At 59.1% G+C, this 15,188-nt stretch carries 7 protein-coding genes and 4 pseudogenes; 7 read left to right on the top strand and 4 right to left on the bottom strand.

The genetic code is table 11. The annotated features are described in order from the left end of the window. Window positions 1-71: 71 nt before the first annotated feature. The 3 genes from XH89_RS39610 to XH89_RS42280 all read left to right on the top strand — a co-directional run bounded on the left by XH89_RS39610 (window position 72) and on the right by XH89_RS42280 (window position 4,285). The gene (locus tag XH89_RS39610; protein ID WP_128929885.1) at window positions 72-986 is read left to right on the top strand and encodes a transposase; all 915 of its coding nucleotides are present in this window, start codon (window positions 72-74) and stop codon (window positions 984-986) included. Between the two features lie 217 nt (window positions 987-1,203). Continuing rightward, on the top strand, window positions 1,204-2,130 hold the full coding sequence (locus XH89_RS39605) for an AAA family ATPase (protein ID WP_128955128.1): 927 nt from the start codon (window positions 1,204-1,206) through the stop codon (window positions 2,128-2,130). 1,441 nt (window positions 2,131-3,571) lie between these two features. Then, window positions 3,572-4,285 (top strand): ATP-binding protein, encoded by a 714-nt coding sequence (locus XH89_RS42280; protein ID WP_128929887.1) that lies wholly within the window; start codon window positions 3,572-3,574, stop codon window positions 4,283-4,285. Window positions 4,286-4,592: 307 nt separating this feature from the next. On the opposite strand, the gene XH89_RS39595 is transcribed toward XH89_RS42280, so the two are convergent. Beyond that, window positions 4,593-4,973, bottom strand: coding sequence for a response regulator transcription factor (locus XH89_RS39595; protein WP_128929888.1), 381 nt, complete (start codon window positions 4,971-4,973; stop codon window positions 4,593-4,595). Between the two features lie 56 nt (window positions 4,974-5,029). Further along, window positions 5,030-5,701 carry a response regulator transcription factor gene (locus tag XH89_RS39590; protein ID WP_164934295.1) on the bottom strand — a complete coding sequence of 224 codons (672 nt, stop codon included), beginning with the start codon at window positions 5,699-5,701 and terminating at the stop codon, window positions 5,030-5,032. 776 nt (window positions 5,702-6,477) lie between these two features. On the opposite strand from XH89_RS39590, the pseudogene XH89_RS39585 reads away from it, so the two are divergent. Then, window positions 6,478-7,224 (top strand): annotated as a pseudogene (locus XH89_RS39585) (IS256 family transposase); the annotation flags it as partial. 51 nt (window positions 7,225-7,275) lie between these two features. Here XH89_RS39585 and XH89_RS39580 read toward each other — a convergent pair. Continuing rightward, complete coding sequence (locus XH89_RS39580) at window positions 7,276-8,664, bottom strand: transposase (protein ID WP_128929889.1); 1,389 nt, start codon at window positions 8,662-8,664, stop codon at window positions 7,276-7,278. A 72-nt stretch (window positions 8,665-8,736) separates the two neighbouring features. Here XH89_RS39580 and XH89_RS39575 point away from each other — a divergent pair. Next, a pseudogene (locus XH89_RS39575) lies at window positions 8,737-8,986 on the top strand (transposase); the annotation flags it as partial. A gap of 312 nt (window positions 8,987-9,298) precedes the next feature. On the opposite strand, the pseudogene XH89_RS39570 reads toward XH89_RS39575, so the two are convergent. Next, window positions 9,299-10,515 (bottom strand): annotated as a pseudogene (locus XH89_RS39570) (IS110 family transposase). 252 nt (window positions 10,516-10,767) lie between these two features. On the opposite strand from XH89_RS39570, the pseudogene XH89_RS39565 reads away from it, so the two are divergent. Together XH89_RS39565 and XH89_RS39560 are read left to right on the top strand one after the other, a co-directional pair. Next, a pseudogene (locus XH89_RS39565) lies at window positions 10,768-11,027 on the top strand (transposase); the annotation flags it as partial. 2,635 nt (window positions 11,028-13,662) lie between these two features. Next, a complete protein-coding gene (locus XH89_RS39560; protein ID WP_128929890.1) occupies window positions 13,663-14,469 on the top strand; it encodes a LuxR family transcriptional regulator in 807 nt (268 codons plus the stop codon). Window positions 14,470-15,188 lie beyond the last annotated feature (719 nt).

Raw genomic sequence — 15,188 nt, 5'->3', positions numbered from 1 at the left:
ATGTCCGAATCGAAGTCGTGACCGTGCGAACGCTGGAGAACTGCCCCGCCACGCATTGGAGCTCCCGCAGCATGGCAAAGGCGAGCGGTCTGTTGGTGTCGACGGTTCAACGCATCTGGCGGGCCTTCGGGCCAGCCGCATCGGATGGAGACGTTCAAGCTCTCGACAGACCCGTACCTACTGGCCAAGGTCCGCGACGTCGTCGGCTTTACGTCTCGCCGCCGCAGCACGCCATCGTCCCGTGTGTGAGCGACAAATCCCAAATCCAGGCTCTGGATCGCAGCCAGCCGATGTGGCCGATGCGACCTGGCCAGCCGGCCCGAAGGAGCCATGACTACAAAAGGCATGGCACCACCTCGCTGGTCGCGCCCTCGATATTGCGACCGGACGGGTCATCGGCAAGTGCTACCGACTTCACCGCGCCGCCGAATTTTGCAAGCTCCTCGACGAGACCCAGCCCGCGCCGGCTCGACGTCCATCTCGTCATGGACAACTACGCCACGCACACGACCCCGCTGATCCGGCGATGGCTAGTTAAAAGGCCGCGTTGGCATGTGCACCTGACCCCGACCAGCTCGTCATGGCTCAATCAGGAGCGCTTCTTCGAGCTCCTGACCGACAAGAACATCAGGCGCAGCGTCTATCGGAGCATTGCCGCCGTCAGGGCCGACATCGCTTCATTCATCGAACGGCACAACGCCGATCCAAAACCATTTCCATGGACCAATTCAATCGAGCGCTTCTGCCGATCCAATGCTCTGGTTCAGGACACTAGACTTGCAGCAGCACCCAGTGTGGGGCTCTGCGCATTTGGCCATAACGTTAATCATGGGCATGTACTCGAAGAGCGACCAAACACAGTTCGGCCCGCCGAACGGAATCGAGGCAAGAATGTGTCGACCCACGATCACGAGGATAAGTCTGGCCAGACCGCCCAACTGCTCGCAACGGCCAGGCCACTGAATGCCGAAGTGATACTTCATTGAAAACAAGAACGCCGCGGCATTGCTTGGTCGATTTCGGACAAGTCTGTCGAATTAGCCACACATCGGTGTCGCAACGGGTGAATACATAAGCCTTCCCTTCACCAGCCACGTGACTGCCGCCGGTCAGGATCGCGGTCGCTATACGGACCTCGTTTGCGATGGCACAACTATTGCTACCCCTTTACTCTGACACTCCATCTAACAATCGAGGAAGTACATGAAAGAGGCCTTCTCCGTAAACGAGAACAAGGACGAGTGCGTGGACGAGTGCGTCGACGAGTGCGTGGACCAGTACATGGATCACGAATTCCATCTTAATGCTGCGCTGTGGGCGCGGAGCGGCACGACCTTCCTCCCAGTCTCTGACGCTTCCTTGGAATTGCCAGCAGGTGCTTATCGCTGCCGCGAAAATAGTTGCACCGTTTTTTTCGAAAAGGTGCCGACTGTAACTGACACGCTCTTGAACTTGCCGGACACCGCCGCGGAGAGGCTTTTGGTCGAGTTCGACAAGTTCTGGGCTCTGCGCGAGAAGTACGTCGAGTACGGCTTCACGCACAAGCGCGGCATGCTCCTGTGGGGCCCTCCCGGTAGTGGCAAGACCTGCGCAATCGGACAAATGACACAGGTCGTTGTCCGAGATCATAATGGCGTAGTTGTCTTTATCGATCGCCCGCAACTGGCTAGCGCGTGTGTCGGTCTGCTGCGTCGCATTGAGCCCGAGCGGCCCGTGGTCATGGTTATGGAGGATCTGGACGAGCTCGTGGAAAGATGGGGCGCTGAGCACTTTCTTGCGTTGCTCGATGGCAACGCGCAAACTGCGAACGTGCTGCACGTTGCGACCACCAACCACCCTGACCGTCTGGACAGGCGCTTTGTCGATCGCCCTTCTCGCTTTGACACCATCATGGAAGTTGGTATGTCGTCCGCCCAGACCCGCCGCGCCTACTTCAAAGCCAAGGAGCCATCGCTTGACGATGCTACGCTCGACCGCTGGGTCGAGCAAACCAAACGCTACAATATAGCACATCTGCGAGAAGTCATCATTGGCATTAAGCTCTATGGCCAGAATGAGCGATCAGTGTTCGAAAGGTTGAATAGCATGCGTCAGAATCGCTTCGACTGCGAGAGCGAGGACAAAGAATGATGTCTTACTCCTAAGCTATGGCGACGCTGATCCTGTTTTAGGACCCGAATAGCTCGGCCGGAAGGTGGTGGCTCGGCACGCGTCATCCGGGTGTCAACTCGGGGGACGGACAATGGAGCCCTGCCGCCTGAGGCAAACGTACGCTACGCTCCATTGATCCTGACGAACCTCTGGCGGGGGTACGGTCACCCTGCGGCACGTTTCGTCGGGCCTTCCGCTGGCGCTACCGAAGCACGGACGCGTCGATCAAAACAGCGGTCTTCGAGCTTTGAATACCCGGGAAGGAGTACGTAGCTTGATCGTTCCCGTCATTAGTGTGACCGTCGCACTTCAAACATGATGCGGAGCCGAACCATGGCGGATGAGCAGCGAGCTTCTGTCCAAACTGCACGCAGGATACTCTATTTTACAAGGTCCTACTAACCCTTCAGCGTCGCCTTAACTCTTCGCGAAACGAGCAGGCGAACGCGCTGCTGCTTGCATCGGCCGTCAGCACAGCACGAACTGACGACGTCGCAAATGCCTAGTAACGAAAGGAGCCGGTCATTGCGCAACCCCGGCCAGCTCCACGGCCGGCCTTCTCCTCCGTTCCCCCCGGGGGCGAATTTGCACGGGGCAACCACCGCACGTTCGGGAGCCTCCACATACGCTCTCACCCTGACCGTCGCGCTAGGTCGTTCTCGATCCGATCATGAGAGACCGTGAGATATCGTATGGAAGAGTTCACTCCTGCGCGCCTTTTGCTTCGTGGTCTCAATCCAGGAGTGTATAACGATGCCTGCCCTGCGGGCCAGCCGAGAGGCCTCAATCAAAACCACGGCGCCAACTCGCCCTTCGCAAATGCGGCGAGCAGCTTCTCGAACCCGCGACGCGCGGTGCCACCACCAAAGCGACCGAGATCATGGTCGATCACGCTCACCTCGCTCCAGCCAAGCTGCCGCGCACCGTCACCTAAGCCTTACTGCCGGCGCGGTCCACTCGGTTGTTGATAACCTGGTCGTCCGCCGACTGACGAACGTGCACGATGGCCCGGCGAGGAGCGTGCTCAGGCGTGTTCTTGCTCACCGCTGTCCTCCTCATGTCGTTTGCGTCGGTCACCCCGTCGGTGAGCGATTCGGTAGGAAGCTCCTTCAACAGCTCCAGCGTTGCTGGCAAGTTTCAATCGGAATGCTGCTGCATCTTGGAGGGCTCTCGAACCGATCTCCCTGTGAGGTGACGCGCTCGCCACGACGACGTCCCCACAAATGGGACGAATAACCCTAAGAGGAGGATAAAACCGCGTCGACAAGAGCGCGCACCTCCAGCGACCGTCCACCGCAAGCCGCGGAGCAGGGATCAATCGGAAGGACGCGGTGGTGCACCGTCCATGCCGGCAGGAGCGTTAACATCCCATCAGGTTGCCTGATAACTAAATCGGTCTCACCCTCAAGCCGCTTGCAAGGTGACAACGACGACTAACGCTGCGCATTGCGGATGGAACGGGGAGGATCTCAATCGGGCTCCTAGACATCGGCCAACGCTGGTTGCCCCGGGGACTGGCAAGACTAACCTCGCGATCGCAATTGCCCGCAGCTGTGTCCGCGCTGGCGCCCGTGGCCGCTTCTACAAGGACGTCCACCTCCTCAACAGGCTAGGAGCCGAGGTCCGCGATGGCCGCCAAAGACGGCTCGCCGATCACCTGACCCGGTTGGACTTCGTTGTTCTCGACGAGCTCGGCAATCTGCCATTCGCCCAATCCGGTAATCAGCTCCCTGTTCCACCTCATCGGTCGCCTACGAGCGCACTCGTGCTGGTGACCACCAATCTGGTAGTCGGGAATGGCCGAGCGTCCTTGCGGACACACCAAGATGACCACCGCGCCGCTCGACCACCTGAACCTTCATTAGGATATTATCGAAAGCGGAATCGACAGTTGGCGCTTCAACAGTCGGGAAGAAGATCACGCCCGAACGCGCGCTCCCCGCGTCTCCGCAACCCCGAAATTGTGAACGTTAATCGACATTCCGACATTCCGAACTTGACGGCCACTTCTCGCCTTAGGGGGAAAACCATCGCATTCGCGTTCAAGACGCACCGCCCACCGAATCTCCCTTATTCGGCAATAGTCAGGAAGCGGACGCCGGAAGCGTACGACTCGCCCACGCTCAGCCTTTAGGGACCAGGGCCGAGAGTTAAACCCGCCGAAGATGTTCGGCGACCGCTTCATGATCAACGATGTGCGACTTCGCCCGAGCGCCTCAACTGGAAACAGCTTTCACTTGAAACTGCGCAGTAAGATGAGCGCGTCGGCAGGATTTGGCCGCCAAGATTAACTGCACTGAACATCAAGGAGCCTCCGTCAACGCACGCGTGCATCGCAATTGCAAGAGTTCCGATTAGGACGTAACGTGTACCGCGAGTGCAGGCGATTATCTCAGACTCACCAATTCCGTTGAGGTGCTTTCCGCAAAGAGTGGTCGCTTTCATTTCCTTGTGTCGTCAAGTCCTTCGAGCGCTGCAATGAGGCAGTTGATCAATGTCATTGTGGTAAATGGTTTAGCGAGAAGGCAAATACCGCCAGCTTCGATTGCGCGGGCGCGAACTGATCTCTCTGCATTGGCCGTAATGAAGATAAACGGCGTTTGACGACCGTCGTTTCGCATTTGCCGTAGCAGCTCAAGCCCGTTCATGAAAGGCATCTGGATGTCGGCGATTACACACGACGTGGCAGCCAGCACCTCCGAGCGTAGAAACTCTGGGGCGGATGCAAACACTTGAACGTCGTAGCCGCGAGAGGACAGAAGGTTGTTCGTGGCGGCACGAACGGACGGATCATCGTCAATGATCGAGATGAGATGAGGCATTATAAGCGGAAAGCCTTTAGCTGCAGCGCTATCCAACCGAGAGCCGCCGCTCGTACTCAGGTTTGCACGTTTCCATTTGAGCGGGACAGGCCCAGCAACTCAATCATTCTTATGAGATCGGCGAGCGACTTAGCGCCGACTTTGCGCATGGCTTGGCCACGGTGGACTTTGACGGTGATCTCGGCGAGGCCGAGCTCACCCGCTACTTGCTTGTTCAAGAGCCCTGACGCAACCAGCGTCAGAATATCACGCTCTCGCTGCGTCAGACCTTCAAAGCGTGAGCGCACGCCGGCTCGCATCTTCTCAAGCTCTCGCCTTTGTCGATCTCTTTCGATTGCAATCTGGACTGCGCGAAGCAAATCCCGATCGCGGAAAGGCTTTGTCAGGAAATCAACCGCCCCCCCTTTCATTGCCTGTACCGTCATTGGAACATCCGCATGACCCGTTATGAAAACAATTGGCGTATGCATATTCGCGCTAGCGAGACCGGATTGCAGCTCGAGACCGCTCAATCCAGGCAACCGAACATCGAGCACAAGGCAGCTCGGCCCCTCGGGGCGGTCCGCTTTTAATATCTCCGCGGCGGAGGCAAAGTCCTTCACTTTCAAACCCGCCGATTGGAAAAGGTTCGTAAGAGCCTTCCGTATCGAGGCATCGTCGTCGACAATCAGCACCACTGCTTCGTTGTGATCCGGCACCAATTGCGATGCTTGCAAGCGCTCGTTCACGTGCCATCCTTTCAAACAGAACCATGGCAAATCCAAAAAACCTAGATTCTCGGCCTTATAACGGCTCTGCTTGGTCCGGGATGAGGGCCGATTACTGCTCTCGCCCAAAACCTACGGACTTCCGATTATAGGCCCGCTCCGGTATACACAAGTATGACCCGGGCCCTCACTGCTTTCTTCTCGAGCTACCCCTCCGAATTCGGCAATTCAACCTGACGTAGAGAACAAAGCCGCAAACGAGCGCGACCAGCCCAGACTTCCCGCTCAGGACTTCGCCTGCCCGAAGATCACCGTGCTCCGATATTCCTGGCACACCTCGATCGACAGTACCACGTTCCAACATACCAGCAAAATCAACAACCTGAATCCTTGCCGCATGAGGTGGCAAGGTACCTTGCAGCCGCCACTTGGGTTGTACAGGTCGAGGCAACTTGTTTCAGCTGAAACGGCCTGATTGAGGCAGATAGGGCAAGCCGGCGCTCCTGCGACTACCCGCTGAGAGGCGAGCATTTACACCATCTTTGCTTGCATTGCGCATACGTCACACCTTTTGGCGTTGGATTCCGACGCGGTACTCGCAACTGGCTTACCTCCTTAATCTCGGAGTGACGAGAGTGGGGTCGTGTCCCAGGGAGTGGTGTAGCTCATTAGCAAAGCCGCTCGCGACGCGCGCTCCCCCATAGCGCTGTAGCGAGCGAGCGGCTTTGCGAGTGGTCACCGATGATTCGTCGGTAAGGTTTGGATTGCGACAGCCAACCTGACTCGAGGAACCACCGATGACCGACGACATGATGAACCTGCGCACGCTCGTAGAGAAGATCCCCGATGCTGATCTGTTGCGCGAGATGATCGGCTTTGCTGCCCACCGGCTGATGGAGCTGGAGGTCGAGGGCCTGACCGGAGCCGCGTACGGCGAGAAGAGCCAAGAGCGGCAGGTCCAGCGTAACGGCTACCGCGATCGGAGCTGGGAGACCCGCGCCGGCACCGTCGAGCTGCGCATTCCCAAGCTGCGCAAAGGCTCCTACTTCCCCGGCTTCCTGGAGCCGCGGCGGATGGCCGAGAAGGCGCTCACCGCGGTGGTGCAGGAGGCCTATGTCCACGGCGTCTCGACTCGCTCGGTCGACGACCAGATGCAGGCGAAGGGCATGAGCGGCATCTCCAAGAGCCAGGTGTCGCGGCTGTGCGGTGAGATCGACGACAAGGTGAAGGCCTTCCTCAACCGCCCGATCGAGGGCAATTGGCCCTATCTGTGGATCGACGCCACCTATGTGAAGGTGCGCCAGAACGGGCGCATCATCTCGGTCGCGGTGATCATCGCGGTCGGCGTCAACAGCGACGGAAGGCGCGAGGTGCTCGGCATGGACATCGGCCCGTCCGAGGCCGAGACGTTCTGGACCGCGTTCCTGCACAAGCTGGCGCGGCGGGGATTGCGCGGCGTCAAGCTGGTGGTCTCCGACGCCCACGAGGGGATCAAGGCGACCGTGGCCAAGGTGCTCAACGCCTCCTGGCAGCGCTGCCGCGTGGGGTCGTTGAAGAAGTGGCCCATAGATTCGCGCGATGCAGCGACCGGCCTATCATGGCCCTCGCGTCAAAGCCCGCGCTACGGCGCGATCTGAAGCCGCAAACGCATTTTGAGGGACAATCCAAGACAGAATAAGCGCAAGGAGAGCGGTTGCCAGCCGCTTGAGGTTGATGGCGGCGGCCGTCAGGTAGGCCTGGATCTTCATATTCGGTAGACCGCGCCGTACGGCGCGCGCCAGCCCATGCCAAGTTTTGGCTTCGCCGTGGAATCCCTCTGAGCGCCAGCGATGGCGTTGATAGAGATGTCGATCCTGCTTACTCCATCGCTCGCGACGGCGGCGGGCGCGCAGCAGTGCCGGATAATGGTCACCGACAACGACCGCTTTGTTAACCCGCCCTTTGGATAGGCAATCCCGCTTGAGCGGACACCGGGTGCAATCCTTCGCCTTCGCGTAAAAGAAACGGCCGTGCTTGATGGGCCGCGCGGGGCGCAAGATACGTCCTCGCGGGCACTTCAAGATGTCGTTCTTGGCATCGTACCGGAAGCGTCTGAGCGGTACGCGACTCTTGATTGGTTCGGCTTTAGCTGGGATGAGGGCATCAATGCCGCGCCGCTCGAGCGCGCCGTAGACTTTAGCGTAGGCATAGCCCGCATCGGCGGTGACGACCTTGATGTCGATGCCCGTAATCGCTTCGATCTCATCGACTTGCGGCTCGATCATCTCTCCTTCGTTCGTTTGTTCAGTCGTGACCGCGACATCCAGAATGACACCGACCTTGTCATCGACGGCAGTGTGCTGCTTGTAAGCGGGTTCCAGCCGCCGGTTTCGGGCATTCGTAGCCATTGTCGCATCGGGATCAGTCGTGCAGACCTTTTTGTACTTCCCGCTTTGCCGGCCCTTTCTCTCATCCTCGCTTTCATCTTCGCTTTGATTTTCGCTCAGCACATCCACCGCATGCTGCTCGGTGAGGCTATCCCAACTCACGTTGGCGCGGATTAGCGACGCATCGATGTGAACCACTTCGGCTGTTGCGATCTTGGCCTTCAGACAGGCCTGGACCGTGCGTTTAAAGATCCTACGGAATCGCTCTTCGCCCCAGCGCTGGCGGATGCGCGTCAGGCTGGAATGGTGCGGTAGCCGCTCATGCAGGCCATAACCAGCAAACCAGCGAATGGCGATGTTAACCTGAGCCTCTCGGATCAGCTTGCGATCGTGTACGATGCCGGTGAGCAGACCCGCGAGCATCAGGCGGACCGCGGCCTCCGGATCGACGCCCGGCCGACCGTCGTTCGCGCTATAGCGGTCGGAGACCTCTTCCCTTAGCCAAGATAGGTCGAGCACACGATCGACCCGTGCCAGCACGTGCTCATCTGGGACGAGCTGTCTGAGCGAGCCAGTGATGAAGAGCTCCAACTGATCCCGCTCCTTGCGCCCCAGCATCTCGTTTGCTCCGCCAATCGCGAATCGCCGACGAGAACGGAATCAGCCAATTGCAGCTTTTTCAACGACCCCCGCGTGCACTTCATGCGCAACGCGCTGGCGCATGCCGGCAAGAGCGGCCGGCGCGTCGTCTCCTCCTTCATCGCCACCGCCTTTGCCCAGGACCATGCCGAGGAGGCGCGGGCGCAATGGCGGCGCATCACCGACCAGCTCCGCCCCAAGCTCCCGAAGCTCGCCGCCTTCCTCGACGAGGCCGAAACCGACGTGCTCGCCTACATGAGCTTCCCAGCCGCGCATCGCGCCAAGCTGCACTCGACGGATGAGATGGACAAGCGATTTCTTCAGACCGAGACGACGACTGCGAAAATCGCTGTAAGTCCATTCTTTTGTTCGGTCGCGCGGGTCATTCTTCCGTCCCGGCCACCGATCACGCAGCCGCCGCGCGCAGGGGCGGTCAAGGCTGGCCGCATTTGCGGCTACCGCAAGGCTTGGCCATGATCCGCCCGAGCACGGCGGCTGCGTGGAACGGGACTGGCCCGGCTGGAAGTTGCCGTCAGCTGCGATTATGATTGTTGGGCGCGGGCGACCTCGTGGCGAAGCGTGACGCGTCGGCTGCAAGCGTCACCGGACTGCCCTATTTTGTCTTGCCGAACTGAGGCGCCCGCGCGCCGGTTTTTGGCCGCCGCGCTTTCCATTGCGACATGAACCGTTCGTAGCTTCGCTCCGCCTGGGCGGCAATCGACATCTCGCCATCGCGCAGCGCCTTGATGTTGCAGGTATAGGCTGGTCCACGCCGGTTGCCTTTCTGTTGCGGATGTCCGGCTTGAAGTTGCATCGCGCGGGTCTTATTGGCGACCATCGCTGGGCGGGCCCACAGGTAATCTTCGCCCCTTGTCAACAAATGCCAGCAGAGCACAGTGAGCTTCCGAGCCACGGCGACCGCGGCGATCTGGTGGCCACGCCGCGCACGGATGCGCACGAAAAACGCATGCAGTGGACCGGGCGCCTTGGCCGCTGCCCAGGCCGCCTCAACCAGTATGGCGCATGCGTGACTGCGGCCGATCTTGCTGATTCGACCGTGATGGGCGGCTCCCAGTCCCGACTGCCGCACCCTCGGGTTCAGCCCGAAATAGCTCACCAGCTTCTGCGGGCTGCTGAACCGGCTGATGTCGCCGATCGCCGCCACGATCCCGGTAGCGACTGTCACATTCACGCTGGTGATCGTCATCACTCTGTTGACCGCGGAATCGTCGATGGCGTCCTGCGCGATCTCGCGGTCGAGCAGGGCCAAGTCCTCCGCCAGCCGGTCGAGCTCACGAACGTGCCGATCGATCGCCGCGCGCTCATCGTCCGGAAACTGTTGAGCGGCCAGCCACGCCCGGCCGCGGGCATTGAAAAGATCGGCATGCGAGCACTTTGGGATCAGGTGCGCATTCAGGATCGAATGCACTTCGTTCTTGAGCCGCGTGCGATGCCGCACGACCTGGTAGCGCCGCGCCACCAGCCTGCGCTTGCGTTCGGTCTCCGCATCAGGCGTCCAGATCTGCGGCAGGGAGCCCGCCGCCTGCAGGCTGGCGAGTGTACCGGCGTCGATCTTGTCAGTCTTGACGTGCGCCTGAGCGATCGCCTTCACCTGCAACGGATTGGCGATAGTCACCCGCGCCACGAATGGCGTCAGCACCCGCGACACCGCCATGCTATTTCCAGTCGCCTCGATCACCACTTCGTCGGTCGACCGCAGACTCTTGCCCATCCTTCAAGGGCGGCCCGGGTCATGTCGACCCGGCCCGCATGTCGAAGGATGCCGTCTTTCCAGATTACCACCTCGCCGAAGGTTCGGTGAACATCGATACCAATCACGCGTCGCATCTGCGCGTCCTCCCTTCCGTTGATTATTGCGGGAGCGGCGGGCGACACGACAACTACGGACTCGCGCTCACGGCGCAACCGGGCAAGTCGCAGAGGCGGCCAGCTACTAACACGAGCTCTCGGCTCATCGTGTGTATCGGCCTGCCCGCACCTTCGTGCTCCCGGTGCCTCTGTCCCGATGGTCGCACCATACGCCACGATGTCGAACACCGCAGCGGAACGTTGGCACCGAGAACTCTCATACCGGTTACCAATCCGCTCGAACGGGTCAATGGCGAGATCAAGCGCCGCACCGAAGTGGTCGGCATCTTCCCCAATGAAGACGCCATCGACGCCTCGTCGGTGCGATCCTGCTCGACCAGAACGACGAGTGGGCGGTCCAGCGCGGCCGCTACATGACACTGGAAACCATCGCCCCGTTGGGCGATGATCCCGCCGTCAGCTTCCCGGCAATCGCCAGCGACCGATCCGGCCCATGCCGGCGAACGCGGTGACCCGCACTCAGCTACACCACGCCACGGAACACGATCTCGAATTGGTCGCAAATCATAAGAGTTTGTCGCTGATCTCGTAGCTGCAGAACTCCAAGGCCGGCCCCAATTAGACTCGAGCCAGGCTGAGTGTCAGCGCTTTTGGGTTGAGGCGCAAGGGAGAGCATCAATTTTGCCCCACGCATCGTCGCGCGGCTCTGGGCTCTTACATCATCACGCGCCCAATCGAGACCGTAACTCCACGTCCCACTGATTGGGCCGCACGAACGAGTACGGTCCATCAGGAACTTGCTGCGAGGTCCTCGAAGCAGCACAGTTCTTCGAGTAACAGAACGTAACAGCTACTCGTTGCACTACAAGCTTCTACTCTGTTGAAGCGAACCAGCGGACACTTCGCTTCTGATCGAGGCAATCAAAGGCAGCCGCGAGGATGAGCGACGGCATGCCACAATACCCATGCTCCTACCTAACACAACGGCAGACAGCGCTTCGAGATCGCCGAGAGAACAAGTCGATTCGGCTCCATCAACGAGCCCTCGTTTGAGACCCGACAAGCGGTCCTTTGGCACCCCTGCAAAGCGAGCTCGCGAACCAGCCCCTTGCGCGCGGATTAACGGCTCGATCATCCACCGCTAAACGCGCCATCTTCTCGCAGATCACAAGACGTTCGGCGTCACGGAGCATGGAGCGAACTGCGACCATGCAGCAAGGACACAGCGCTTTGCACGGCACGTGCCGCGAATCACAAATAGGTTGGCCTAAGGCCCACTCTCATCTGTTATCGTCTACGATCGTCGGGGCGGTCCGGCAGCAGCTGGTCGTGCCGAACCCGCCCCTAACATCACCACAAGGGAGGCGGGATGGTGATGCTTCTTTGTAGGCAGCAAGAGCCGTGCCTCGACTAACCAAGAGAGAAGAGGGGGACACGCTGAGAGGCGACAAGATGAACTCACTGCCCTGCATGCCGTCGCATAGAAGTAAGTTGCCAAATGAGCGTCGAGTTCTGGCCAAGACTAGATAAATTCCATGCGATGGACAGGCAGCCCGACCACGGAACGCTCTTCTGGCATTTCCTTCGAAGCGAGCCCACCGGCCATGACCACCGTTCCGCAACCATCCTTGTATTTCCCGGGGAGCGAGGCCAGCCGAGGTACGGTTGCGATGGCATTCGCGCAAGCGGTAGTCACCGCTGAGATCAGGAGCGAAACGAGCGGCCGAGGACGGTGGGCCGGCCGAGCCGGGTCCCTTTTCGTACAGAGGCGTTGGATAGCGCGCATGCGACGTTTTTTTGGGGGCACACCTCTGTGCTCCTCGTCTGAAACGAAACACCTCACCGCGCCAGCCGTGCTCGGCTGACTTGAATGAGCTAAAGCGAGAGCCCCTTGGGTCCCAACAACTGTTTGTTTTAGATCGCTCCATAACTAGCGTTGATCTCTCACAATTTGTCTTGGCTCAGCAGAGTGACTGACAAGACGCTTACCTCCCAATATTCCGCTAAAGCAAGGCCTCGCTAGACGGCGTAAATCGCCGCATCTGAGCACCGTATACGCTGGTGTTATTAGCCGCTTGACGGTGCCTTCGATACCGCTGAGAGCGGGCACCACGCTTAGCCCGGGCATGCGGCGGCCAAGAGATCTCACGATAGAACATTGCAGCGCGCCCGACTGTCATGCCCGAAGATCGGCGATCGTCTTTTGAGAACGGAACCCAAATCAACACACCTGATTCAAACGTGCCGCTTAGGTCAGGGTCTCTCGGCCAGAGCCGCTCCTAAGCGATAACGGATTTCCTCAGGAAGTTAGCGAGCTCTGGGCAACTGCGCTCGCGTGGCATCCGATCGATACCCCTTGGGCCATTTCGGCTGACCCATAGTCCCTGTTTCATTGTGATCGCCTGCTCGCGATCACAAGCGAAGACTTCCATCTTCAAGAACAGAAGTCACCGCTCTCGCCCATCAGCTGTGCATTACCCGCTAGTTCTATTGTGCTCCTAAGCACGCGCATCACCACGGCATTCTTAACAACAATCGTAACATGGCGCCTGCATGCAGCTGGTCGACCCAGCGGCACGCAACTTGCTCACCGAGCATAAAAGCGTTGGAGATCCACATGAGCAATGGCTTCGTAGCTTGTCCCCACTCAGACACCGAACAGCGGCGCATACGCAATAGGAACACCGCAAGAAAGCGCGTCAAACCCGGTCATAGAGTTGTGAATGCTCACGACAACCGCGCGACGCTGACCTCGCGATTACCTAAAAAGTTACGTCTTTGCGTTCATCCGAGCCTATGTGGACGCCGCACGCGCCTTAAACAAAGCAGGGCCTTTAGGCAGCACGTCGTTAGTTTTGCTCGCCGGCTTCCGCAGCGCCGGTCCGCCGGATACATCCCGCTCGTCCTGCACGAGTCGGAACAAGCGGCGCATCACACCGTAGGAGCGACGCCACCGCCCGCACCCAGTCTTATGCCAAAGCGCCAAGAAAGGCAGTCGCTACTACCGTCTCGGAGTGAGGACCTACAACCAAGCCCGCTGGTCCTCATCTCGGCGGCCACCGGGAGACGGATGACAGTCGATATCAGTCGGACCGCTCGTCTACCCCGCAATCAACTCCCCAAGCATGAACCCATCGCGTGGCAGCTATGAACTACGACTTGATCAATTGCGCAGCCAACACGCAGTCGCTTTCACCTCTGTTCCAAATGCTGGTAAGCAAAGCAGGAAAGCTGGGCTTCGGTTCAGTAGCATATGCGGCAGTAACATACGCCCCGCCCAAACGCCTTCGTGAAAGTCCTGCCCCCATGATCGCCTCGAACTTTCCATCCCACTGGAGTAAGCCCTACGCAGAACACGAATACGGCAATATAGACCCCGCAATTCATCGATCACGGCGTTTTTCACGCCCAATATGCTGGGAGGAGCTGTCTGCACGATGTCGATTGCTGCCAGAAGAGCAACGCGCACTGGATTTCTACAAAATAGCGGGCTTTAAGCGCGGCATAAGCGTTCCCCTTTTCGCAGCGCAGGGCCATGTATCCGTGGCGCTGTTTGCCTCCGAAAGCGATCGGGCTGATCCGAAAGGCTCCTTACTTCACCTCGCCGCACTGGCCTCTCAATTCCACATCGGTTATGGCCTTATCGCGCCCCTACCAGATGAGAACCGATATCTGAATGTTACTTTCACTCCACGTGAAAAAGAGATCCTCTTGCACGCGGCGGAAGGCAGGTCTTCCTGGCATATCGGCCGGCTCCTCCACATCAGCGGGAATTCAGTCGACTTCCACATGAAGAACATTATGCGAAAGATGGGTACAAGTACGCGCACTGTGGCAATCAGAGAAGCCTACCGCGCCGGCCTTATTCACTACGCTTCCCCAACGAACGAGGAGTGCCGCTTCTCAAAGGGACATACAGTGAAATCGAAGAACCGTACTTTGGCAAGGCAATGAAGCATGGCCGCTGCCGGGTGCCCACAAGTTCAGACGATCCCCTGAGCTTTTCTGGTCCTGATCCGACGGATGCCCGGCGCGCGAACTGCTCAGAGAATAATTCCGGTGCTACCGATCCAACGCTGCGCTTGGTCACGTCCGGCTAAGTGAGAACAACCATAGCTTGCACCCGAAGTGATGGATAGTTCGCTTACAATGCTCGACACTGCGCCGCCTAACTTGCGTGGGAGATCAACACGTTCGCTGCGCCCCGATTTCTCAGGCTCATGCCGCGCGGCAATTAGGGTGGAAGCTCCCCACCCAGATTGTCGCGCTATACAGGCTCACTTGCTTTCAAGCGAGAGGAACGGTTGATGCGACTGCGAACAGATACTCCCGATCCATCATGCGCTCGCAAGTCCCGACTGTTCGCGGATCAATCCTTGCTGATGATGCAAATGCGACGCTGGCACATTCAGGCGCTTCCCCCGGGGTGGCGATAAAAGATGCCGCCGAAGACATGCCGCTCTTCACGAATGAGGCTGGCACGGCCGCCGACTAGCGAATGCATCCCAGAAGTGCTTGTAAGCCTTGGCAAGACCGGTGCCTTCCTGATATTGTTCGCGTAAATAGGACACCGGAGCAAGTATGGCAAAACAGGTAAAAAAGAAGATTGCGCGACGCGAGTACAGTAGAGCGGACGTGAAGGAACTCCGCGCCCATTCAAGGGCCAAAACACC

Source organism: Bradyrhizobium sp. CCBAU 53340 (assembly GCF_015291645.1).
Taxonomy (GTDB): Bacteria; Pseudomonadota; Alphaproteobacteria; order Rhizobiales; family Xanthobacteraceae; genus Bradyrhizobium.
Note: the sequence above shows the minus strand (reverse complement) of the source record. Positions and strands in the feature narration are given on the sequence as shown.

Bases quoted from the DNA above. Each gene is read 5' to 3' on its own strand.
- XH89_RS39605 (WP_128955128.1), top strand. From the start codon at position 1,204: ATGAAAGAGGCCTTCTCCGTAAACGAGAACAAGGACGAGTGCGTGGAC.
- XH89_RS39610 (WP_128929885.1), top strand. From the start codon at position 72: ATGGCAAAGGCGAGCGGTCTGTTGGTGTCGACGGTTCAACGCATCTGG.
- XH89_RS39595 (WP_128929888.1), bottom strand. From the start codon at position 4,973: ATGCCTCATCTCATCTCGATCATTGACGATGATCCGTCCGTTCGTGCC.
- XH89_RS39560 (WP_128929890.1), top strand. From the start codon at position 13,663: ATGAACTACGACTTGATCAATTGCGCAGCCAACACGCAGTCGCTTTCA.
- XH89_RS39580 (WP_128929889.1), bottom strand. From the start codon at position 8,664: ATGCTGGGGCGCAAGGAGCGGGATCAGTTGGAGCTCTTCATCACTGGC.